The sequence below is a fragment of the Franconibacter pulveris genome (assembly GCF_056780215.1).
Genome location: NZ_CM165555.1, coordinates 979069 through 1001881 on the forward strand (window position 1 = coordinate 979069; position 22813 = coordinate 1001881).

The 22813-nt window shown below is 61.2% G+C and carries 18 protein-coding genes; 10 read left to right on the forward strand and 8 right to left on the reverse strand.

Going from position 1 to position 22813, the window contains the following annotated elements:
* Together ACU4F7_RS04685 and eitC are read left to right on the forward strand one after the other, a co-directional pair.
* Complete coding sequence (locus ACU4F7_RS04685) at positions 1–1041, forward strand: FecCD family ABC transporter permease (protein ID WP_029590875.1); 1041 nt, start codon at positions 1–3, stop codon at positions 1039–1041.
* Complete coding sequence (gene eitC, locus ACU4F7_RS04690) at positions 1038–1796, forward strand: siderophore ABC transporter ATP-binding protein EitC (RefSeq protein WP_029590876.1); 759 nt, start codon at positions 1038–1040, stop codon at positions 1794–1796. The genes ACU4F7_RS04685 and eitC overlap by 4 nt, the downstream gene beginning before the upstream one ends.
* Positions 1797–1844: 48 nt before the next feature.
* Here the strand turns inward: eitC and ACU4F7_RS04695 are convergent, their stop codons facing one another.
* Complete coding sequence (locus ACU4F7_RS04695) at positions 1845–2261, reverse strand: CopD family protein (protein ID WP_029590877.1); 417 nt, start codon at positions 2259–2261, stop codon at positions 1845–1847.
* Between the two features lie 159 nt (positions 2262–2420).
* Between ACU4F7_RS04695 and ACU4F7_RS04700 the strand changes: the two genes are divergently transcribed.
* Positions 2421–2933: a GNAT family N-acetyltransferase gene (locus ACU4F7_RS04700; protein WP_029590878.1), complete on the forward strand. Its 513-nt coding sequence runs from the start codon at positions 2421–2423 to the stop codon at positions 2931–2933.
* 156 nt (positions 2934–3089) lie between these two features.
* On the opposite strand, the gene ACU4F7_RS04705 is transcribed toward ACU4F7_RS04700, so the two are convergent.
* From ACU4F7_RS04705 to ACU4F7_RS04720, 4 genes are read right to left on the reverse strand one after another with little or no spacing between them, the layout of a single operon-like run.
* Positions 3090–3911, reverse strand: coding sequence for an alpha/beta fold hydrolase (locus tag ACU4F7_RS04705; protein ID WP_481638133.1), 822 nt, complete (start codon positions 3909–3911; stop codon positions 3090–3092).
* 27 nt (positions 3912–3938) lie between these two features.
* Positions 3939–5582, reverse strand: coding sequence for an MFS transporter (locus ACU4F7_RS04710; RefSeq protein ID WP_481638134.1), 1644 nt, complete (start codon positions 5580–5582; stop codon positions 3939–3941).
* A complete protein-coding gene (locus ACU4F7_RS04715) occupies positions 5566–5991 on the reverse strand; it encodes a DoxX family protein (protein ID WP_481638135.1) in 426 nt (141 codons plus the stop codon). The genes ACU4F7_RS04710 and ACU4F7_RS04715 overlap by 17 nt, the downstream gene beginning before the upstream one ends.
* Before the next feature lie 5 nt (positions 5992–5996).
* Positions 5997–7871 carry an amidohydrolase gene (locus tag ACU4F7_RS04720; RefSeq protein ID WP_481638136.1) on the reverse strand — a complete coding sequence of 625 codons (1875 nt, stop codon included), beginning with the start codon at positions 7869–7871 and terminating at the stop codon, positions 5997–5999.
* Positions 7872–8203: 332 nt separating this feature from the next.
* On the opposite strand from ACU4F7_RS04720, the gene ACU4F7_RS04725 reads away from it, so the two are divergent.
* From ACU4F7_RS04725 to ACU4F7_RS04745, 5 genes are read left to right on the forward strand one after another with little or no spacing between them, the layout of a single operon-like run.
* Positions 8204–8893 carry a hydrolase gene (locus ACU4F7_RS04725; protein ID WP_024557740.1) on the forward strand — a complete coding sequence of 230 codons (690 nt, stop codon included), beginning with the start codon at positions 8204–8206 and terminating at the stop codon, positions 8891–8893.
* A 50-nt stretch (positions 8894–8943) separates the two neighbouring features.
* Positions 8944–9174, forward strand: coding sequence for a DUF1427 family protein (locus ACU4F7_RS04730; protein WP_029590883.1), 231 nt, complete (start codon positions 8944–8946; stop codon positions 9172–9174).
* 2 nt (positions 9175–9176) lie between these two features.
* Entirely contained in the window at positions 9177–9431 is a 255-nt protein-coding gene (locus tag ACU4F7_RS04735; RefSeq protein WP_024557742.1) for a XapX domain-containing protein, read from the forward strand.
* A gap of 46 nt (positions 9432–9477) precedes the next feature.
* Positions 9478–9849, forward strand: coding sequence for a response regulator (locus ACU4F7_RS04740; protein WP_029590884.1), 372 nt, complete (start codon positions 9478–9480; stop codon positions 9847–9849).
* 8 nt (positions 9850–9857) lie between these two features.
* Positions 9858–15446, forward strand: coding sequence for a trifunctional serine/threonine-protein kinase/ATP-binding protein/sensor histidine kinase (locus tag ACU4F7_RS04745; RefSeq protein ID WP_481638137.1), 5589 nt, complete (start codon positions 9858–9860; stop codon positions 15444–15446).
* A gap of 25 nt (positions 15447–15471) precedes the next feature.
* Here ACU4F7_RS04745 and ACU4F7_RS04750 read toward each other — a convergent pair whose 3' ends face one another.
* Together ACU4F7_RS04750 and ACU4F7_RS04755 are read right to left on the reverse strand one after the other, a co-directional pair.
* The gene (locus tag ACU4F7_RS04750; protein ID WP_029590886.1) at positions 15472–15876 is read right to left on the reverse strand and encodes a hypothetical protein; all 405 of its coding nucleotides are present in this window, start codon (positions 15874–15876) and stop codon (positions 15472–15474) included.
* 58 nt (positions 15877–15934) lie between these two features.
* Complete coding sequence (locus ACU4F7_RS04755) at positions 15935–16555, reverse strand: response regulator transcription factor (protein WP_481638138.1); 621 nt, start codon at positions 16553–16555, stop codon at positions 15935–15937.
* A gap of 493 nt (positions 16556–17048) precedes the next feature.
* Between ACU4F7_RS04755 and ACU4F7_RS04760 the strand changes: the two genes are divergently transcribed.
* Both ACU4F7_RS04760 and ACU4F7_RS04765 read left to right on the forward strand, forming a co-directional pair.
* A complete protein-coding gene (locus tag ACU4F7_RS04760) occupies positions 17049–19028 on the forward strand; it encodes a ligand-gated channel protein (RefSeq protein WP_029590887.1) in 1980 nt (659 codons plus the stop codon).
* Positions 19029–19137: 109 nt separating this feature from the next.
* The gene (locus ACU4F7_RS04765) at positions 19138–20094 is read left to right on the forward strand and encodes a UV damage endonuclease UvsE (protein WP_029590888.1); all 957 of its coding nucleotides are present in this window, start codon (positions 19138–19140) and stop codon (positions 20092–20094) included.
* A gap of 30 nt (positions 20095–20124) precedes the next feature.
* On the opposite strand, the gene ACU4F7_RS04770 is transcribed toward ACU4F7_RS04765, so the two are convergent.
* Positions 20125–22737, reverse strand: coding sequence for a bifunctional diguanylate cyclase/phosphodiesterase (locus tag ACU4F7_RS04770; protein WP_481638139.1), 2613 nt, complete (start codon positions 22735–22737; stop codon positions 20125–20127).
* Positions 22738–22813 lie beyond the last annotated feature (76 nt).

Genomic DNA, 22813 nt, shown 5'->3' on the forward strand with positions numbered 1-22813 from the left:
ATGACGGCGGTTTCGCATCAGGCGCGGAAAACGGCGCAGCGGCTGGGGTTGTTTCTCGCCTCGGCGGCGCTGCTCGGGCTGGTTATCGCCTTTGGCGTCGGGGTGGGCGAGCTTTCCATTCCGCTTAAGAGCACCCTCCTGGCCATCACTAACCGGCTGGGGCTTACCGCTATCCCGCTGAACCGCATACATGAAACCGTTATCTGGGATTTCCGCTTAAGCCGCGCGCTGGTGGCGGCCTGCAGCGGCGCCGGGCTCGCCATCTGCGGCGCGGTGCTGCAAAGCCTGCTGAAAAACGCGCTGGCGGAGCCGTATGTGCTGGGGGTTTCCGCAGGCGCGTCCACCGGCGCGGTGTCAGTGGTGGTGCTGGGCGTGGGATCCGGCGCGGTGTCGCTCTCGGCGGGCGCTTTCACCGGCGCGTTTCTCGCCTTCCTGTTTGTGGCCGTGCTGACCAACGGCGCGCGGGGCGGCAATGAGCGAACCATTCTGGCTGGCGTTGCCGCGTCGCAGCTTTTCAACGCCATTACCGCTTACACCATCAGCACCTCCGCCAGCGCGCAGCAGGCGCGCGACGTAATGTTCTGGCTGCTGGGCAGCTTCAGCGGCGTGCGCTGGCCGGAGTTTCAGCTGGTGCTGGTCGTGGTCCTGCTGGGGCTTGCGGTCTGCCTTTACTACGCCAAAGCGCTCGATGCGTTTATTTTTGGCGATGACGCCGCGGCGTCGCTCGGCATACCGGTGGGCTATGTGCGCCTGATGCTCTTCGCCGTGACCGCGCTGATGACCGCGACCATCGTTAGCATGGCGGGGTCGATAGGCTTTGTCGGGCTGGTGGTGCCGCACGTGATGCGCTACTTCTTCGGCCCGCTGCACCGCACGCTGCTGGTGGCGTGCGCCATGATGGGCGCCATTTTCATGGTGCTGGCGGATATTGTTTCACGCACCGCTATCGCGCCGCAGAGCCTGCCCGTCGGGGTGGTTACCGCGCTGGTCGGCGTGCCGTTTTTCGCCGTGATTTTATACCGCTCAAGGACCGCAGCATGAGTATTCGCGCAGAAAATATCTCCTGGCGCGCCGGGAAAAAACGTATCGTCAACAACGTCTCGCTTGAGGTGAAAAACGGGCAGACGCTGGGCTTGCTGGGGCCGAACGGTTCGGGAAAATCGTCGCTGTTGCGCATCCTCGCCGGGCTGCGCCGCCCCTGCGCAGGAAGGGTGCTGCTTGATGAGCGCGATATCGCCGGCATGGCGAAGAAAAGCGTGGCGCGGCGGGTCGCCTTTGTTGAACAGCACACCATGACGGAGGCGAATATTCGCGTGCGCGACGTGGTAAAGCTTGGACGCATACCGCACCACTCGCCGCTCTCTTCCTGGACGCAGGAGGACGAGGCGATTATCAGCGCCGCGCTTGAGCGGGTAGAGATGCGCGATCGCAGCGAGCAGGGCTGGCAGAGCCTGTCGGGCGGCGAGCGCCAGCGGGTGCATATCGCCCGGGCGCTCGCGCAGTCGCCTTCAGAGATCCTGCTGGACGAGCCGACCAACCATCTTGATATTCACCACCAGATGCAACTGATGCGGCTGATAAGCGCGCTGCCGGTCACCAGCATCGTGGCGCTGCACGATCTCAACCATGCCGCCATGTTCTGCGACGCGCTTATCGTTATGTTGAAAGGGGAGGTCGTCGCGAGCGGCACGCCCGACGAGGTGCTGACCGAAGCGATGCTGCGGGAGGTGTTTCATGTCGAGACCCGCATTGAAGTTTCGCCCTACCACGGCAAAAAGCATATTCACTTTCTTTAAGCCGCGGGCGTCCGACCGGTTGCGGACGCCTTTTCACGACGCGGGTGTTTAAAACGGCCGGACGATCGCCAGCACGATAATGACGATGACCGCAGCGATAAGCAGCGCAGGCGTCTGGCTAAGCCAGGTAAAGCGCGAACGCTCGCCGCTGTTAAGACGGCGCAGCGCCCCGGTAAGCAGGCCGTGCAGCGCCGAGAGCGCCACCACCACGACAATCTTCAGCACCAGCCACGCGTGGGGAAACTGGCCGTACATCACCAGCATCGCCACGCCCGCCACCCACAGCACAATCATCGACGGCGTAGTAACCTGCCTGCTCCAGCGGCGCACTCCTTCCAGCAGCGCGCCGTGGCCTTGCAGATTGCGCGCCGCTACCGTATAAGCGAAAGCCATCAGCAGCAGGCCGAAGACCCAGAGCATGCCGGCGATAATATGCAGGGCGTTCAGCCACGCGTGTAGGTTCATAATCACTCCTTAAAATGATGACAGTTGCTTCACAAGGGACAGTTAAAAGCGGTGCGAGGGGCGGTATGGCTTGACGACAGCGTTCGCCCATTCATTCTGTTTATAGTTTTAACACAGCGCGCGGCCTGACAGTGCGCTTCATTACACAAGGAGAGATCGTTGCTGATAAGAAAAACGACGCCGGAGGATGCGCCGCTGCTGCCTGCGGTGGAAAGCGCGGCGGATGAGGCGTTTCTGACGCTGCCGGAGCTCGCCTGGGTTGCCCGGGACGGCGGCTGGTCTGAGGACGAGCACAGAAAGCGGATTAACGACGGCTATTCGATTGTGGCCGTGGATGAGCAAAACAGCCCCGTGGGTTTTCTCATCGCAGAGCGGCGGGGAAGCGAACGCCATATTCAGGGGCTGGCGGTGGCGCGCGCCATACAGGGCCGCGGAGTGGGGCGGGCGCTGTTAAACCGGGCCATCGCCGATGCGCAAAAAGAGGGGGTGACGGCGATGACGCTGACGACCTTCAGAAACGTCCCCTGGAACCAGCCTTTCTATGAGCGGGCCGGGTTTCGCGTGCTGGAGGAAAGCGAGCTTGATGCGCGCCTGAAAGCGGTGCTGCTGGCGGAAGCGGCGCATGGCTTCGCGTATGACACGCGCTGCGCGATGCGGCTCAGCCTCGCTTAGCGCCAGCCATAAAAAAGCCGGCTGCCCTTTGCGTAGGGGAACCGGCAACAGGCTTTGCTCCGCGTGCCGCCTGACGGCGCGCGGGTGGGACAGAAAGCCAGCGCTGTTAAAACAGCGAAAATGATGAAGATCCGACGGGGAGCTTTCCCCGGGTTGTTACAGCGACTGCAGGAAGGCCAGCAGGTCTTCGTTCAGCCGATCCTGATGCGTCACGGCAAAGCCGTGCGGCGCGTTGTCATAGACAGTAAGCTGCGCGCCGCGGATCATCTCCGCCGCCACTTTGCCGGTGCTTTCAAACGGCACGACCTGGTCATTGCTGCCGTGGATAACCAGCGTCGGCACGTCGACCTTCGCGATATCCTGGCGGAAATCGGTCTCCCCGAAAGCGCTAACGCAGTCGAGGGTGCCCTTGAGCGAGGCCAACAGCGCAATGTTCAGCGTCTGGGTCAACACGCCCTGAGAGACCGTCTGCCCGGCGTTAAGGCCGTAGAACGGCGTGGAGAAGTCGCTGATGAACTGGGCGCGGTCTTTACGCAGCCCGTCGCGAATGCCTGCAAACACGCTTTGATCCACGCCCTGCGGGTAGTCGGCGGCTTTGCCGAAAATCGGCGTCACCGCGCCCAGCAGCACCAGCGCGTTGACGCGGGCGCTGCCGTAGCGGCCAATGTAGCGCGTCACGTCGCCGCCGCCCATGGAGAAGCCCACCAGCGTCACGTCGTTCAGGTCGAGGTGGTTAATCAGATCGTTGATGTCAGAGGCGAACGTATCGTAGTTATACCCTTCCCACGGCTGGTCGGAGCGGCCAAAGCCGCGGCGGTCAAAGGCGATAACGCGGTAGCCTCGCTCGGCCAGGAAATTCAGCTGGCTGTCCCACATATCCGCATCCAGCGGCCAGCCGTGGCTGAAGAGTACCGGTTTGCCTGAACCCCAGTCTTTGTAATAGATCTGAGTGCCATCCTGCGTCTTAATCGTGCTCATAACAAATCCTCAATGTGAGTAAAAGGCTTAAGGGAGTGACGTTGATGTAATGGGCGCTATCAGATAGCGAACTGCCGGCGGTTCCCCGCCCCGGTGATACGCCTGCACCTTGCCGATGAGCAGCAGGTCGTTCACCGTATGACGCTCCTGCTGGCGCAGATGCTCTATCCACGCGCCGAGCACGAACGTCTCCATAAACATGCCGGGGCGCTGAATATCTTCATACACAGACCAGCTCAGCGCGCCGCCGCGCTGGCGTACGCGGCGCATCTCCTGGATGGCGACCACGAAGTCATACACGTCGTCCTCATCAATTTGATACTCATAAATAACCATCACCGGACCACGGTCGAGCGACACGTCCAGCTCGCGGGCGTGGTTATCCACGTCGCGCAGGTCGAGGTTCAGGTCCGGGTTCTCATTGAGCCGCCAGCGCAGCGTCGTCGCGCTCGCCAGCACCATGCCCACCGTCGCCACGCAGAGCGAAAACGGAATGCTGAAGTGCGAAGCCAGTTGTCCCCAGATGGCGCTGCCTACCGTCATCGAACCAAAAAAGACGGTGAGATAAACCGCCAGCGCGCGCGCTTTCACCCATTTCGCCGCGCTGCGCTGCGCGCCCATGTTGAGCGTGGAGAGCACCGCAATCCAGGCGAAGCCGGTCAGGAACATAAACCCGTTCAGCAGCCAGAAATGGCGCACGAAGGCGAGCGCCAGCGTGCTTGCCGCGAACAGCAGGCTGGTCGCCACCATCAGCCGGTCCGGGTCGAGATGGCGGCGAAGGCGCGGCAGCACCACCGCGCCGCAAATGGCGCCCAGCCCGATAAACGCCAGCAGAACGCCGTAACCGCCCGGGCCGAGGCCCAACTCGCGGCGCGCCACCAGCGGGAGCATCGCCCAGCTGGCGCTGCCGAAGAGAAAAAACGCCACGGTGCGCACCAGCACGTTGCGCAGCACAGGGGCGGCGTGAACGTAACGCAGCCCGGCGCGCACGGCGGGGAAGAAGTGCTCCGGCGGCAGCCGCTGAATGTTCGGCTCCGTTTTCCAGCGGTACAGCACCCACGCCACGCCCAGCACGGAGAGCGCATTCAGCGCGAACACCACCCACGGTCCGGCAAGAGAGAGGATAAACCCGCCCAGCGCCGGGCCGATGGCGCGGCTGATGTTAATGCCAAGCGAGTTCAGGGCCACGGCGGGCGCCAGTTCGTTTTTCTCCACCAGGTCCGGCACGATGGCCTGGAACGGCGGCGAGCTCATGGCGGCCCCGGCGCTGAGCAGGAAGGCGGCCACCAGCAGCACGCCCGGCGTGACGTAGCCGGTAAACGACAGCAGCGTCAGCCCGGCGGCGGCGATAAACACCCAGAGCTGCGAAAAGAGCAAATACTTGCGCCGGTCGACGATATCCGCCATTACCCCGGAGGGGAGGGCGAACAGAAACATCGGCAGGCTGCTCGCCGCCTGGACCAGCGCCACGGAGAGCGGGTCGGCGCTGAGCGTCAGCATCGTCCAGTTCACCCCCACGTCGTTCATCCAGGAGCCGATGTTGGAGACCACCGTGGCAATCCACAGCATGCGAAAGACGCGGTTGCGCAGCGGCTGCCAGGAGGAGGCAGGCGCCGGGTGCGGTGCGGCGGCTTGCGCCGTCGCCGCGTGGATATCATTTACCTGCGCCATACCGCAGCTCCCGTGTCTGGGTGAAGCCTGGCCGCCAGCGGCCCGGGCCGGTTAACGCCAGCGTGGTGAAGATAATCAGCAGCAGCCAGCCGAACTGCCCTTCAGCGATGCTCCAGTCGGGGTGCACCACCAGCATCGCCACCAGCAGCACGCCGATGACAGGCAGACAGGCGAGCCGCGCGCCGACGCCGAGAATGATAAAGAGCGGGCAGATGACCTCCGCGAAAATCGCGGGCAGCAGGCTCGCCCACGGCCCCAGGCCGAACGGATCTTCAATGCGGGTTAGCTCTTCGCCAAAGTGCATCACCTTCGGCAGACCGTGCACGTAAAGCAGGAGCAGGCTGCCGGTGAGGCGCAGGAAGAACAGCCCCGCATCAACGCGGGGCGGCACAGCCGATGAACTTTTCATAGGCGTCAGAAGGCAAAGCAGCTGCAGCCGAGCGCGCCCCAGAAGGCGTTATCGTCTGAAACCGGAACGGAGGAGCGGCGCGCCACGTCATGCTGGTGGCTGTGTACGCCGCACGGGCCGCTGCAATGGTGCGCGGCGGGCGTCAGCCCCACGCGGCGTTGCTGCACCGGCGCGCTGCGGTAATGGCCCGGCACGTTGACCACCGGCGACCACTCCGGCAGCACCGGCAGGGAAGGGGGCGCCTCCGCGCTGAAAGGGCCAGCGGCGTAAACCACATCGCCGCCCACCACCGTCAGCACCGATTCGATGCCCTTGATCTCCTCTTCCGGCACGCGGAAATAGTCTTTGCTCAGCACGGCGAGATCCGCGAGCTGGCCGGTTTTAATCTGCCCCTTTTTGCCCTGCTCGCTGGAGAACCAGGCGCTGCCCTGGGTCCAGAGCATCAGCGCGGTGTCGCGGTCGAGGCGCGCGTTGACGTCATACATCTGCATGCCGCCGACGGTGCGCCCGGAAACCAGCCAGTAGAGCGCGGTCCACGGGTTGTAGCTGGCGACGCGGGTGGCGTCGGTGCCAAGGCCCACCGGCACGCCGGTTTCCAGCATTTTCGCCACCGGCGGCGTGTGGCGCACCGCCTCCATGCCGTAACGCTCGGCGAAGTACTCGCCCTGAAACGCCATGCGGTGCTGCACGGCGATGCCGCCGCCCAGCGCTTTAATGCGGTCGATGTTGGCCTGGGTTACCGTTTCGGCATGGTCGAAGAACCAGTGCAGGCCGTTGAACGGAATGTCGCGGTTCACTCTTTCGAAGACATCCAGCATGCGGCTTATCGATTCGTTATAGGTGGCGTGCAGGCGGAACGGCCAGCGGTGCTCGACCAGATGGCGCACCACGCGCTCCAGCTCCTCCTCCATGCCCGGCGCAAGGTCAGGGCGCGGCTCGAGAAAATCTTCAAAGTCGGCGGCGGAGAAGACCAGCATCTCCCCCGCGCCGTTGTGGCGGAAGAAGTCGCTGCCCTGGCCCGGCGTCAGCATGTCGGTCCATTTTTCGAAATCTTCCAGTTCGTGGCCGGGGCGCTGGGTGAAGAGGTTATAAGCGATGCGCACGGTCATCTGTTTGTTGGCGTGCAGTTCGCTGATGACCTCGTAGTCATCCGGGTAGTTCTGGAAACCGCCGCCCGCGTCGATGGCGCTGGTCAGCCCCAGTCGGTTCAGCTCGCGCATAAACTGGCGGGTGGAGTTGACCTGCTGCTCCAGCGGCAGCTTCGGCCCTTTAGCCAGTGTTGCGTAGAGGATCATGGCGTTCGGACGGGCTATCAGCATGCCGGTGGGGTTGCCGTTGCTGTCGCGCTGGATCTCGCCGCCCGGCGGGTTGGGCGTCTCTTTGGTATAGCCCACCACCTTCAGCGCCGCGCGGTTAAGCAGGGCGCGGTCGTAGAGGTGAAGAATAAATACCGGCGTGTCGGGCGCCGCGTCGTTAATTTCATCCAGCGTCGGCATGCGGCGCTCGGCGAACTGAAACTCCGACCAGCCGCCCACCACCCGCACCCACTGCGGCGAAGGCGTGCGCAGCGCCTGCGCTTTCAGCATCCGCAGCGCGTCGGCAAGCGAAGGCACCCCTTCCCAGCGCAGCTCCAGGTTGTAGTTCAGCCCGCCACGAATCAGGTGCAGGTGCGAGTCGTTGAGGCCGGGAATGGCAGTGCTGCCTTTGAGGTCGATAATTTTCGTGCCTTCGGCCTGGTGCTGCATCACATCCGCTTCGCTGCCGACTTCCAGAAACTTGCCGTCGCGGATGGCGACCGCCTCGGCGAGCGGGTTCTCCCTGTCCACGGTGTGAAACTTGCCGTTGAGTAAAATCAGCTCTGCTTTACCGAGCGAAACCATAAGTCCTCCTGTCTGAGACGTCCAAAAGGCGGCGCGCCGCCGGACGGTAAGATGGTGTGCCCTGGCGCAGCAGAGCATCGAAGCTGGCGGGATTATGTTCAGCAGGAGAAAACGGCGTCTAGTTATACGAAGGTATAGGTATACGAACGTATAGTTATACACAGAGATAATAGTTCTGCCGGAAAAGGACTTTTACTATCCGTCCCGACAGCGACGTTCGGGCCGGACCGGCGAAAGCGTTACGCCAGATGAGCGATACCCCGGTCACTGTCAGTTTCCTTCCGCTTTCTCTTTCGCGGTTTACTTGCTACTTAACGACTATGGGTATTCTCATGACCAACACAAAGCTTGAAGTACTGACTCCTCAGAATTGCCAGATGATTTTCATCGACCAGCAGCCGCAGATGGCCTTTGGCGTGCAGTCTATCGACCGTCAGGTGCTGAAAAACAACGTCGTTGGCCTGGCGAAAGCGGCTAAAGTCTTCAACATTCCCACCACCATCACCACCGTGGAAACCGAAAGCTTCTCCGGCAACACCTTCCCGGAACTGCTGGATGTCTTCCCGGAACACGACATTCTTGAGCGCACCTCCATGAACTCCTGGGACGACCAGAAAGTGCGCGACGCGCTGGCGAAAAACGGCCAGAAAAAAGTGGTGGTGTCCGGCCTGTGGACTGAGGTGTGCAACAACACCTTCGCCCTGTGCGCCATGCTGGAAGGCGGCTATGAGATTTACATGGTGGCGGACGCGTCTGGCGGCACCTCCAAAGAGGCGCACGACTACGCCATGCAGCGCATGATCCAGGCGGGCGTTATTCCGGTCACCTGGCAGCAGGTGCTGCTGGAGTGGCAGCGCGACTGGGCGCATAAAGAGACGTACAACGCGGTGATGGACATCGTGAAAGAGCACTCCGGCGCCTACGGCATGGGCGTGGATTACGCCTACACCATGGTGCACAAAGCGCCAGCCCGCGCCAAAGGCTCGCACCATACCCTGGCGCCGGTTCCGGCCAACAAATAAGACGAAAGGGCTGGCCGCGCGCCAGCCTTTCCCTTTTTACGGAGAACCCCATGAGCACAGGGCTTATCTCTCTTGGCGCGGGCGTGCTGATCGGCCTCGTCTATGCGTTGTTAAAAGTTCGCTCCCCCGCACCCCCCGCCATCGCGCTGGTGGGGTTGCTGGGGATGCTGGTTGGCGAGCAGGTCACCTCCGCGCTCGTCTCGCATAACGAGCCGCGCGCCTCGCAGGCCGCGCCTTCTCAGACGGCGAACCCCGCGTCGGGCTATACACGGACAGGCTGACTATGTTGAAATCCTATCTTGTTTCCCTGGTGACCGGTCTTCTGGCGGGTGTCATCTACGGCGCAATGCAGGTTCATTCGCCCGCCCCCCCGGTCATCGCGCTGTTGGGGCTGTTCGGCATGTTGGTGGGTGAACAGCTTATTCCGGTAGGCCGACGGCTGCTTAACCGTCAACCGGTTACACTGGCATGGTTTCGTCATGAATGCGTGCCCAAAATCAGCGGCACTCCGCCTGCGCAAGACAAAAAAGCACCCTGAAGGAGCGCCGCTCACCGTCGCGTGAGCCCAGACCGAGGACCACAGCATGACGCTGTCAGCACGCATTGTCATTGTTGACGATGAACGCTCCGTTCGCAGCGGACTTAGCAATCTTCTGCTGTCGGAGGGTTATGATACTTGCGCCTTCGAGTCCGCGGAGGCGTTTCTCCATGACGAGGCGGCGCTGGCTGAGGCTTCCCTGCTCATTCTCGATGTTAAACTGCGCGGCATGAGCGGCCTTGAGCTTTACCAAAACCTCATCCTGCAACCGGCCCCGCCGCCGGTGATATTTATCTCCGGCCACGGCGATGAAAATATGCAGCGCTACGCCCTCGGCTGCGGCGCCGTCGCGTTTTTACACAAACCCATCAATATTGATACGCTGCTGGAATATATTCGCCGGGAACTCGCTGCGTGAGGATTGCTATGAGTGAAAAACTGTCCGCCGCCGCAAGCGTGATGGAGGGTGAGGTTTTCACCCTCACTGACGATACCCTGTTCACGCCGCTGGCGCAGGAAGGCGGCATCGCCTGGACGCTGTGCCAGCCGCTGCACGCCGCGGACAGCTTTATTCTCGCAAGCGCCGCCGCGGCCAGCGAAGAGGCGGTTTACCAGACGACCCAGCTGCTGAAAAATGAATTCGCGCTGCGCATGCAGCTTTCCGGGGCGTGGGCGGTGAAGCCCATCAGCTCCACCAGCCATCACGGACGCTATGCGCTGGTTTACGCGCCGTTTCCTTTTCGCACGCTGGCGCAGTCGACTCACTTAAAAATGGGCGGCATCGCCGACTTTCTCTCGCTCGCCATTCGTCTGTGCGCGCCGCTGCGCCAGATGCATGCGCAGGGGCTTATTCACAGCGATATCAAGCCCGGCAATTTTTTCCTCGACCCGGGCGGCAGCTACCGGCTGGCGGGTTTCGGGCTTGCCAGCGGGGCGGCGGATATCGCCACGCAAACGCGCCTGATTGTGTCGGGCGGCACGCTCGCCTATATGTCGCCGGAGCACACCGCCCGCACCCGGGACGCGGTGGACAGCCGAAGCGATCTCTACAGCCTTGGCATCGTGCTCTACGAACTGCTGACCGGCGCGCTGCCCTTTGACCTCAGCGAAGGCGGGCAGGCGGAGTGGGCGCATCACCATATCGCCTCCGCGCCCCGGCCGTTGCAGGAGGTGCGTCCCGCCGTGCCGGCGATGCTCTGCGCCATTATCTTACGCCTGCTTGAGAAGTCGCCGGACAGGCGCTACCAGACGGTGGAAGGGCTGATTGCCGATCTGCGCCGCTGCCAGGCGCACCTTGCAGAAAACGGCGAGATTACGACCTTCACCCCGGGCTTGCAGGATGGCGTGCCCGCGCGGCTGCGGCCCGATAACCTGTTTCTGGCGCACCCGCAGGATAACGAACTGACGGCGGCGTTTGAGCGGGTCGCCGCCAGCGGGACGCTGACGCTCGCCGCGGTCAGCGGGCCGCTCGGCATCGGCAAATCCTCGCTTATCGCCTCTGCGCTGCGAAAGCTTAGCCACCAGCCCGCGCTGCTTGCGGTCAGCAAAGCGGATCAATACTCCGCGGTGCTGCCTTATTCGGTGATAGCCGGCGCGTTTCGGTCGCTGGCGCTGCACCTGTTAGGGCTTGACGCGCAGGAGGTGGCGCTCTGGAAGCGCCGTCTGGCGCACGCGCTCGGCAGCTACGCCGGGCTTGCGGTGAACCTGGTGCCGGAGCTGGGGCTGCTGCTTGAAAGCAAAACCTTTATGCCCGCCGACGTCCGCGCGGCGGATGCCCGCGCCCGCTGCAATCAGATGGCGGCGCGGCTGGTGGCGGCGCTCTCGAGCCGCGAATGCCCGCTGATTTTAGTGATTGAGGATTTGCAATGGATCGACCCGGCGAGCCTGCATCTGCTGGAGTCGCTGGTGAGCAACAGCGAATCGCTGCCGCTGCTGATCGTGGTTTCGCATTGCGAGCCGGAGGCGTTCCCCACGGGCAACGCCGCGCATTATCTGGAGAAATTACGCGCCGGCGCGCGCCTGCTGGTGGATATCCGCCCCGCGCCGCTTAGCGTAAAGGCGGTATCGCGCTGGCTTGCCGAGCTGTTCCAGGCCCGCGTTTCGGGGCTTGGCGAGCTGGCGGCGCTGATTCATGAAAAGACCGACGGCAATCCGCTCTTCACCCATGAGTTTTTTCAGCGTATCGTCAAAGACAGGCTTATCAGCTACAACAAGCTGCACGGCAAGTGGCACTACGACTTGCCCGCCATCAAGGCGCGCAACTATACGGAAAATGTGGCGAGCCTGGTGTTGCAGCAGCTTGAGGAGATGCCGCTGGCCGCACGCCGTTTGCTGGGCTGCCTCGCCTGCGTCGGCGGAACCGGCAAGCTGGCGCTGCTCAGCCAGATGCAGGGCCTTGCGCCGGAATGCCTCCAGGAGCAGTTGCAGCCCGCCGTCGCCGCGCGCCTGATTCGTTTTTCCGGCGATGAATACGCCTTCACCCACGACCGGGTGCACAAAGCGGCCCAGGCGCTGCTCGAGCCTGACGAAATCGAACGGCTTAATTTCGCCGCCGCCCGCCTTTTTACCGAGGCGCTGAGCCAGAACGAAAGCAACGAACAGCTCTTTCTGGCCGTACACCATATTACCCGCGCGCTACGGCATATCCGCTTTTCGCCGGAGCGCGACCGCTACCGGGCGGCCTGCCAGCTCGCCGCCCGGCGGGCGCGCAGCACGGGCGATTACGCCTCTGCGGTGCGCTATCTGGGTACGGCCAAAAGCCTGCATGACGATGCGTTAGTGAAAGCGCCCGACGAGGCGTTCCTGCTTGGTTTTGAAGAGGCGGAGTGCGAATTCCTGCAGGGCAACCTCTCTGCCGCGCTTACGCTCTGCAATCAGCTGATGGCCACGCGCGGCAGTCCGCAGCAAAAAGCGGTGGCCGCCTGCATGATGGCGGAAATCCATATGCGGCAGTCCGATATGCCGCTGGCGCTTGAAACGGCGCTGGCGTGGCTTGCCGCCTTCGGCGTTCACCTGAACCGTCACCCCGACGACGGCGACTGCGAGGCGGCATGGCGGGAGATAGAGGCGCGGGCGGGTGAAAATCCGTTTAAAACGTTCAGCGAGCTGGCGCGTTGTGGCGACAGCGAAGCCGAGGCGATCATGAGCCTGCTGCTCAGCGCCAGCATGTTCGCGGCCTTCGCCTCGCCACGGCTGCATTTTCTGCTGCTGTGTAAAATCATGCACATGACGCTCGACAGCGGCCTGTGCGGCGCTTCTACTTCCGCGCTCGCCTGGTACGGCGTGCTTATCGGCCGCCGCTATGATGAGTACAACAGCGGCTTTCGCTACGCCCTGCTGGGACGCGACCTGGTGATGGAGCACCACTTCAACCCTTTTAAAAGCAGAACGCTGCTGGCGGTGGATCTGGCGAGCGCCTGGAAACAGCCGCTGAGCTTTGCGGTGGAGAGCGCGAAAACGTGTTTCGCCACGGCGGTGGAGCAGGGCGACCTGACCGTCGCCTGCTTTATCATCCGCCATCAGACCATGAATTTCCTCACGCGCGGCGAGCATCTCGACAGCGTGATGACCACCATCGAACGCGGGCTGACCTTTATCCGCAAGCTGCGCTTCCCGGATGTGGAGATCCTGCTGCAGCTTCAGCGTATCTATGTGACGCAGCTGCGCAGCGGCGCTGCCGACGGCTTTACCGGTACGGATCTTTTTCCGGATTCGCTGCTGAGAAGAGAGGGCGAAAAAGGGCATCAGCCGATGCCGCTGACGCAGTTCTGGTTCTGGCTCTTCCGGGGCATGGCGCACTTTATGGCGGGCGAGCTCAGCGACGCTCGCCGCTGTCTGGCGCGAGCCGAACCCTTCGCCAGCGCGGTGCCGGGCTATATTCACCTGCTCGATTACCACTTCTACAGCGCGCTTTCGCTGACCCTCTCCCTGGCGCCGGGACGCGTGACCGCGGCGGAGCTGGCGAAAATCACGGCGCATTATGAGCAAATCGCCCTGTGGGCGCGCCATAATCCGGCGACTTTTGCCGACAAAGAGGCGCTGATTGCCGCCGAGCTGGCGCGCCTGTTGCAGAAGAACGACGTGGCCGCCGCGCACTATGAGAAAGCCATCCAGCTCTCCGGCGGCGCGGAGTTTCACCACATCAACGGGCTCGCCTGCGAGATGGCCGGGCGTTTTGCCAGGACCTGCGGTTATCACATCGCCTCGGAAGCCTACTTTCGCAGCGCGTTCAGCGCCTGGCGCCGCTGGGGCGCGACGGCGAAACTGCGCCAGCTTGAGCGGCGCTATCCGCATCTCGCCCCCGGCGGGCAGAGCACCCCTTACGACACCATCGCCTTCGCCCAGAACGAGGTGATACACGATCTCGAAAGCGCGCTGCGGGCTATCCGCGCCATGACCGAAGAGATCAACCTCGACCGGCTGATCCACACGCTGATGACCATGCTGCTGGAGCGCGCCGGGGCGCAGCGCGGGCTGCTGATTCGCATTTCCGATAGCAACATTGCCGAAATCCAGGCCTGCGCGGAAACCTCCTCAGACGGCGTAAAGGTGCGCATTGTTAAAGAGGCGCCTGGCGCCACCGACCTGCCGCTCTCGATTCTTGCCGCGGTGATGCGCACCGGTAAGGAGATCCGCACCAGCAAGCCGGAGATCTTCAGCCCCTTTGGCCAGGACCCGTACCTGGTGACCTCCGGCGCGGCGGTGATGTGCGTGCCGATGTTTAAGCAGGCGCGAATGGTGGGCGTGCTCTATCTGGAAAACCGGGTGATGCCGGAGATGTTTACCGCCGAGCATTCGCGCATCGTCGGCATGCTCGCGGCCCAGGCGGCGGTGTCGCTGGAGACGGCGCGCCTGTACGCCGAGCTGCTGGAAGAGAACATCCAGCGCCGCAGGGTGGAAAAAGAGCTGCGCGCCAGCCAGACCTCGCTGATGCTGGGCGAGCGCATCAGCCACACCGGCACCTGGCGCTGGGATCTTGAGCAGGACCTGATGTTCGTCTCTGACGAATACGCCCGCATTCTCGGGCTGCCGGGGCGCCAGCGCACGCTCTCCATGGCGGATTTCCTGACGCTGGTGCATCCGGAAGATTATCCGCGCATCAGCAAGCTTGTGACCGACAGCGTCAGCAACGGCGTGCCGATGCGGGCGGAGTTTCGCGTTTTTCGCCCCGACGGCGACTGCCGCTACATTCTCGGCGTCGGCAACCCGGTGGGCGATGAAGCGAGCGTGGCGGAATATTTCGGCGTTATCACCGACATCACGGCGCGCCGCCAGTCGGAAGACGCCGTGCGCATGGCGCAGGCGGATCTCGCCCGCGTGTCCCGCGCCACCACCGTCGGCCAGCTTACCGCCTCTATCGCCCATGAGATCAATCAGCCGCTGATGTCCATCGTCGCCAATGCGGGCGCCAGCCTGCGCTGGCTCAGCCGCGAACCGGCGATGCTGGATAACGCGCGCGCAAGCCTTGAGGAGATAATCAGCGAAGGGGAGCGCGCCGGGAACATTATTCGCGGCCTGCAGGCGCTGACGCGCAACCAGACGACAAGCTATTCGCGGGTCAACCTGCACCATATCGTCTACCACATCATGACCCTTTCGCGCAGCGAACTGGAGCGGCGGCAAATTCTGCTGGAGTATGAGCTCAGGGCGACGCAGACGTTTATCTACGGCGACAGCGTGCAGATCCAGCAGGTGCTGCTGAACCTGATTGTGAACGCCATTGACGCGATGGCGGAGATCCACAGCCGGGGGCGCATTCTGACGATCCGCTCTGAGAACCCGCAGCCGGGCAAGATCCAGTTAGATATCGCCGATACGGGCTGCGGGCTGAGCGCGGAGGTGAAAGCGCGGCTTTTTGACTCGTTCTACACCACTAAAGCGCACGGCATGGGGATGGGGCTTAGCATCAGCCACGACATTATTGAAAAGCACAGAGGGAAGCTCACGGCGCACTCGCGCGAGCCTTACGGCAGCGTCTTTACCTTTATTCTGCCGACCGACAGCGACGATGAGTAAAAGGCCCGACGGTCGGGCCTTGTTATTACGGGCGGGACGCCGCCAGCAGATGGCGCAGCTCGCCGTGCGCCATCGCCACCTGGGGCGAGGCCTGCAGGGCATCGAGGTATTTCTGATGAAACTCGCTGCCGTTCTCCGGTCCCAGCGCCAGCAGGGCGCCCACGGTTTTACGCACGGTTTCCAGCGCCGCGGCGTCTACCGGCTCCTCTTTGTTATCCAGCCGCTCGTCAATCTCCACCAGGATTTCCGAAATCTGTCGCAGCCAGGCGAACTGCGGGTGGCTGGTGAGCAGTTGCAAATGTTCAAAGGCGCTGCCCGGGTCGCCAAAGCGCACGGTTTCAAAATCCACCAGCGCTTTATGCAATTTTCGGAGGGTGGAGGAGAGGGCTTTAAGCTGCGCGCGCGGCTCGGCGATGGGGTCGGTGGTCATGAGGTCTCCTGGGAGTATCAACGTTTGCGACCGCCGCAGCGAGGCCGCGGCAAATGGATTAACGGCTTTGTGTTTTCGCGATATTAAGACGCTCCGCCGCGCGGACCAGATCCGTCAGCGAGCGAACCTGCATCTTCTCCATCACGCGTTTTTTATGCACTTTCGCGGTAATTTCGCTCACACCGAGCGCGGTGGCGATTTGCTTATTGAGCAAGCCGCCGATAGCAAGCTGGAAGACTTCCTGCTCACGCGGCGTCAGGGAGGCGTAATGCGCTTTTAGCGTCTGTAATTCCCGCGTTTCGCCCATTCTGGTTTCGGAAAGTTTCAGCGCGTCCGCCACCGCTTTTAACAGCAGATTCGGCACGGCGGGTTTGGTCATAAACTCATACGCGCCCGCTTTCATCGCTTTGACAGTAAGCGGGATGGTGCCGTAGCCGGTAAGAAAGATCGTCGGGATCAAATAGCCGAGCCTTGCGAGCGCTTCGGTAACGGAAAACCCGTCGGCTTCCGGCATGTTCATATCCAGGATCAGGCAGGCGGGGTCGGGGCTGAAACCGTGCGCCAGAAAAGCGTCGGCAGAGGGGAAATCGGCCACCCGATACGCTTCCGCTGATAGCAGGCGGACCAGCGATTGCCTTACCGAAGTATCATCGTCTACAACGTAAACAATAGGATCCATAAGTCTTTCCTGGCATCAGGATGTATGCAGGGTTGGGCGTCGGCCAGCCGTTTGTCAACCGGGCATTCCTTCCTTAGATTACAGCCACATACATCCAGTTTTTACCAATACATAACCGGATATTAACACAATAATTCTCATTATCATCTTTAAAATAAGGTGAAAGCGTAAAGTTAACTAATCAATTGCGAAAAAAGTGGTAAGGCGGATAAGCGCAGACCGGTTATGAATAAACACCCGCCTGTTAAACCGGCAGTTAACTCACCGCATCAATAAAACACGCTGTTTTTCAGCCCTCGCACCTTGCGGAACGCGCCAATAACCGCATCAATACAAATGATAATCAATATCATTTTTGTTTACACAAATTATTTTTTTCTGCACACTGTCGCCGCTTTCCCATCAGAAAGGCCTAAGCCTGTCGCAAACCCGTTGAATAAAAAGGGTGAATTCTGGTGGATTTTCGCTCATTACATGGAATGGATAACACGTTATGTCCCGCAGTTTACTCATCACGGCGGCCCTGTGCGCCGCCACGGCTTCGCCTTACCTCTTCGGCGCTGAACAAGACGAGATGGTGGTTACCGCAACGGGTTTTGCGCAGAAGATCCAGAATGCGCCCGCTTCTATCTCCGTTATTTCCAAACAACAGATTGAAGATAAAGCCTATCGCGACGTCACCGACGCGCTGCGGGACGTGCCGGGCGTGGTAGTCACCGGCGGGGCGAGCAGCAGCGACATTAGCATCCGCGGCATGTCCTCCCAGTACACGCTGTTCCTGGTGGACGGCAAGCGCATCAGCACCCGCAGCACCCGCCCGAACAGCGATAATTCGGGCATTGAGCAGGGCTGGCTGCCGCCGCTGGAGTCTATCGAGCGCATTGAGGTGATTCGCGGCCCGATGTCGTCGCTCTACGGCTCCGACGCCATGGGCGGCGTCATTAACGTCATCACCAAAAAGGTGTCGAACACCAAAAGCTGGACAGGCTCGGTGCACGGCGACGCCACTTTCCAGGAGAACCGCGATTCCGGCGATCTCTACCAGACCAACGCTTACGCCTCCGGGCCGATTATCGACGGGCTGTTGGGCGTGAAGGTGAGCGGGCTCTTCTCGCGTCGTCAGGAGGACCAGATTGTCAACGGCTATAACGAGCAGCGGATGCGCAACGGCGCCGTTACGCTGAACGTTACGCCGGATGACAAAAACGATTTTGACCTTGATATCGCCCGCGAACTGCAGGACCGCAACAGCACGCCGGGCATGTCGACAGCGGCTGAAGTGTGCCGCGGCGCGACCTGCACGCCGAATGAGAAAAGCGAAACCCGCTACGAGCACACCACGTACGCGCTGACGCACCACGGCTACTACGACGATTTCAACTCCACCAGCTACATTCAGCAGGAGACGTCGAACAACCCGGAACGTGAAATGAAGGCCTGGAACACCACATTCAACACCCAGAACCAGATCTTCCTTGGCGACCATACGCTGACGGTAGGCGGGCAATATCGCTATGAAAAGCTGCGCGACAACGGCAACCAGCTGGAAGCGGCGCAGGGCCTGAATAAACTCACCCGCTGGAGCTGGGCGCTCTTCTCGGAAGATGAGTGGGCGATGACCGACAGCTTCACGCTGACGGCGGGCCTGCGCATGGATAAAGACGAGAACTACGGCACCAACTGGACGCCGCGCGGCTACGGCGTCTGGCACCTCAATGACCAGTGGACCCTGAAAGGGGGCGTTTCCGCAGGCTATAAAGCCCCGGAGCTGCGCCAGTCTTCCGCAAGCTGGGGACAGGTCACCGGCGGCGGCCGTCTTGACGGCATTATCGTCGGCAACCCGGATCTCAAGCCGGAAAAGAGCCTGAGCGAAGAGATTGCGCTGCTGTGGGATAACGGCGATAACCTGAACGCGGGCGTCACGCTCTTCAACACGGACTTTAAAGACAAAATCACCGAAGTGCGCCGTTGCAACAGCAGCGCCGACCCGGCCTGTCAGATTGGCAACCACCGCTACGATTTCGTCAGCGACCGCGTCAACGTGGATAAAGCCAACATGCGCGGCGTAGAGTCCACCTTCGGCTGGGAGATGGTGAAAGACCTCAACCTGACGGCGAACTACACCTTTACCGAGTCGGAGCAAAAAAGCGGGCAGTTCTCCGGCAAGCCGCTGAACAAGATGCCGAAGCATATGTTCAACGCCACGCTCGACTGGCAGGCAACGCCGGATGTCGGCTTCTGGAGCCGCCTCAACTTGCGCGGCAAAAGCTCGGAATACTTAAGCCGCACCGCGATGGCGCAGGGCACGCCTTCTTACACGCAGGTTGATGTGGGGCTGCGTTATCACGCCGCGAAAGATCTGCTGCTCACCGCCGGGGTCTATAACGTTTTCGATAAACAGATTGATTACGCCACCTACGACACCATTCTGGATGGCCGCCGCTATACCCTGGGCTTAACCTATAACTTCTGAGCCTCATCACGCACGCGGCAAAGCCCGAACCCGTTTCGGGCTTTTTTATGCGCGCCGCAGCCGCCGGTTTGCAACTGCTAAACTTATTGCATGCTAATCCGGAGGAATCATGAAATTAGGCTTCGCTTGTAAATTTTTAAACGCTGAACAGAAACAACTTTTTCCTTTCAAAGCGACGACCCGCACGCGATTCCTGAGCCTGGATAACGAAACCGGGGCCACGCTGCTTTATGAACTCGCCCGCGCCAACCTCACCAATCTGCGGCTTATCTTTCAGGAGCTTGCCCTTGCGCCTGCCGACCTGCGCATGATGCGCATCGGCAGCGATTTGCTGCCGCTGTATACGGTGCCGGAGGCGACGCGGCTGTATAACGAATTTTTGCCCGATCTCTATCCGTTGTTTGCCGACTGCGGCGATTTCGCCCGGGCGAACGACATCCGGCTCTCTTTTCATCCCGGCCAGTATTCCGTGTTAGCCTCCGATAACCCGGACGTGGTGGAAAGGGCGATAGAGGATGTGGAGTATCACGCCCTCTGCGCGCGGCTGATGGGCTACGGCAAAACCTTTCAGGATTTTAAAATCAATATTCACATGAACGGCAAAGCCGGATTCGCCGGGTTTACGCGCGCGTTCAACAAACTGAGCCCGGAAGCGAGGCGGATGCTGACGGTGGAAAACGACGAAATTTCCTGCTCGCTGGATGATGTTTTGCAGGCGCAGGCGCTCTGCCCGGTAGTGGTGGATATTCACCACCACTGGGTAAAAGAGAATGCCTTTATCAGGCCTGACGACCCGCGTATCGCGCAGGTTATCGACTCCTGGCGCGGCGTGCGGCCCGTGCTGCACTACTCCATTTCGCAGGAGGGGCTTATCCCGGCGCAGGGCTTTCCTGAACAAGCCGCGCTCGGCGTGCCGAAAACCAAACTGCGCGCCCACTCCGATTACTACTTCAACCCCACGCTGAATGACTGGGCGCTTTCGTTTACCGATTTCGACATCATGTGCGAAGTCAAAATGAAAAACCTCGCCCGCGACAGGCTTTATGCTTACGCGAAAAGCCAATAGCGAACCTGACTGCTTACTCCGGCGCGCCGCTCAGGTTTTTGCCAGTGCAAGGCGCGCTTTGGCGCTGACGGCGGGCGCCTGCTGCTCCCGGATCTGCTCAAGCGGCGCCGGGCGGCCAATGTAATATCCCTGCAGGATGTCGCACTCATATTTTTTCAGCAGCTCTTGCTGCTGCGAGTTTTCGACCCCTTCCGCCGTTACGTTAAGGGAATAGGCTTTACCCAGCCCAATCATGTTTTTGACGATAAGACGGGCGCTTTCGGAGTCGGCCATCGGAATGACAAAAGAGCGGTCCAGCTTAATGCCGTCGAACGGGAAGGTTCGCAGGTAGCTCAACGACGCGTAGCCGGTGCCAAAATCATCAATCAGAAAACGCACGCCCATCGCCTTGAGCTGGCGCATCATCTCCAGCGCGATATCCGGCGCTTTCAGGGTGGCGTTTTCCGTTACTTCTATTTCAAAGCGCGAGGGCGGGAAGCCGCTCTTTTCCAGCACGCTATGGACCCGCTCAACCAGCCCCGGCGTCTGGAACTCGCTTGCCGAGATATTCACCGACAGCGCCAGCTCCGGTAAGGTTTGCTGCATCGCCCGGCACGCTTGCAGCATCACCCAGTCGCTTAGTTCGATAATCAGCCCCGTCTCTTCCGCCAGCGGAATAAACTGATCCGGCGTCAGCAGGCCGAGGCGAGGGTGCTGCCAACGCACCAGCGCTTCCACGGCGTAAACCCGGGCGGATTTAATGTCGTAGCGCGGTTGATAAACCAGCCGCAGCTGGTCTGCGCGTATCGCCTCGCGCAGCGCCTGTTCCATTTCACGCCGCTGCACAATCTGCTCGCTCATATCGGGCTGGTAAAACACCCACAGGTTATGTCCGCTGGTCTTGGCTTGATACAGCGCGATATCGGCAAAGCGCAGCAGGTCGTTGGCGTCGGTGGCGTCCTGCGGCGCCAGCGCGATGCCCATGCTCGCGCCGATAAAAATCTCGTGGCCGTTAATCTGGTAGGGGCAGGTGATTGCCGCAAGCAGCTGCTGGCAAAGCGTTTCCACCGCCGCCCGGCTGCGAATATCCGGCACGATCAGGATAAACTCATCGCCGCCGTGCCGGGCCACCAGACCGTTATCGCCCAGACAGCGGCGCAGGCGGCTGGACATTTCATGCAGCACGTCATCGCCCGCCGCGTGGCCGAAGAGATCGTTAACCGGTTTAAATTTATCCAGATCCAGCATGATCATGGCGAGCGGCCGCTCTGTTGTGGGTTTGGCCCGCAGTTTGCCTTCGAGAAACGCTTTCATCTGCACGCGGTTCGGCAAACCGGTGAGCTCATCGTGATGGGAAAGGTAGTCGACCCGCTGCTGCGCTTCTATCTCAAGCGTAACGTCCGTCGCGGTGCCGCGAAAACCGCGCTGGCCATTCATCATGGTGACGTTTTTCAGCGTCAGGTTGCAGTAACGCTGGCGCTGCTGGCCTGAAAGATAGCGGCAGTGGGTCAGCGTCAGGTGGCTTGCGGACTGGGGCGCTTTCAGCCACTTCTCCAGCGCGAAACTGTCGTTTTGCAAAAAATCCGTCAGCGGCTGGCCCAGCCAGTCGCTGACGCGACGCCCCGTAATGGCGGGAAAACGCTCTGAAATCCAGGTGAAGCGCAACTGCTCGTCCGTCTCCCAGATCCAGTCGGTGGCGGCCTCGGCGACATCGCGAAAACGGTTTTCGCTGGCCGCCAGCGCGAGGCGGCTTTGCTCCAGCAAAAAGGTATTTTCATCGTTGCGCTGCGCTTTCAACAGCGTATTGCGCATCAGCATAAAGGCGAACACCAGCGTGGCGAACATCAGGAACACCAGCAGCGGCAGCACCCAGGTCAGCAGCGCGCCGCCGGGGTTGTCGCTGCGCCAGACGAGCTGGATATAGCCCCCATAAACCGGCAGCGCCAGGCTCGCTTGCGGATAGTTCGCCGCAGGCGCGGCGGGGGTTTTCACCTGCGTATCGCGGATGCCATATTCAAGCCCCATGCTTTGCAGCTTGCTAAAGGTGAGGCGATCGACAAAAACCAGCATTGACGCGGCGCCGGGGATGGGCGTCACGTTAATATCGCTGCCGGGCGTAATCCAGGCGGCGGCCAGCAAAATAAGCTCGCCCTGGGCGAGCATGAGCCGGGAAACCGGTTTGCCTTGCGAGCGCGCCAGCGCCTGGCGCAGTTCAGGCGTCGGGTTCTTTCCCAGCCAGTCCGCCAGCGGCCGGGACTGGCGCTTGCCATTAAGAATGCTGTAGCGCGTCTCGTCTTTCCCGTCGATCACGAAAACGCCTTCATACCCAAAGTTGCTGTAAAGCGAGGCGCCGAGGTTCTGCTTATCCCAGGCCCACGCGGGGTTAACCCGCCGGTGCAGGTTCTCGTAAGCTTCGCCCCATTCGGCGTTGTCCTGAAGATGGGAACGAATGCTCTCCTGACGGCTGAACAGCGCCTTGCGCAGCAGCAACCGGCTGTGATCGTCGGCGTGCTCATTCAGGTCGTTGGCAATATTCAGCAGCGCGAAAATCGCCACCAGAAAAACAACTCCCAGCAGCGATACCATAACCGCCAGCGTTTTTTTAATAATTTCCCTGATGCGGCCCGTAAACGGCTCAGCATGCTTAACAGAAATGATGCTCACCTGATGCAAACCTCTTTTTATTTATTATTCGGGCGTGAGACATGCTCCGCCTTAGAGCGTTATCGGCACAGGCGAG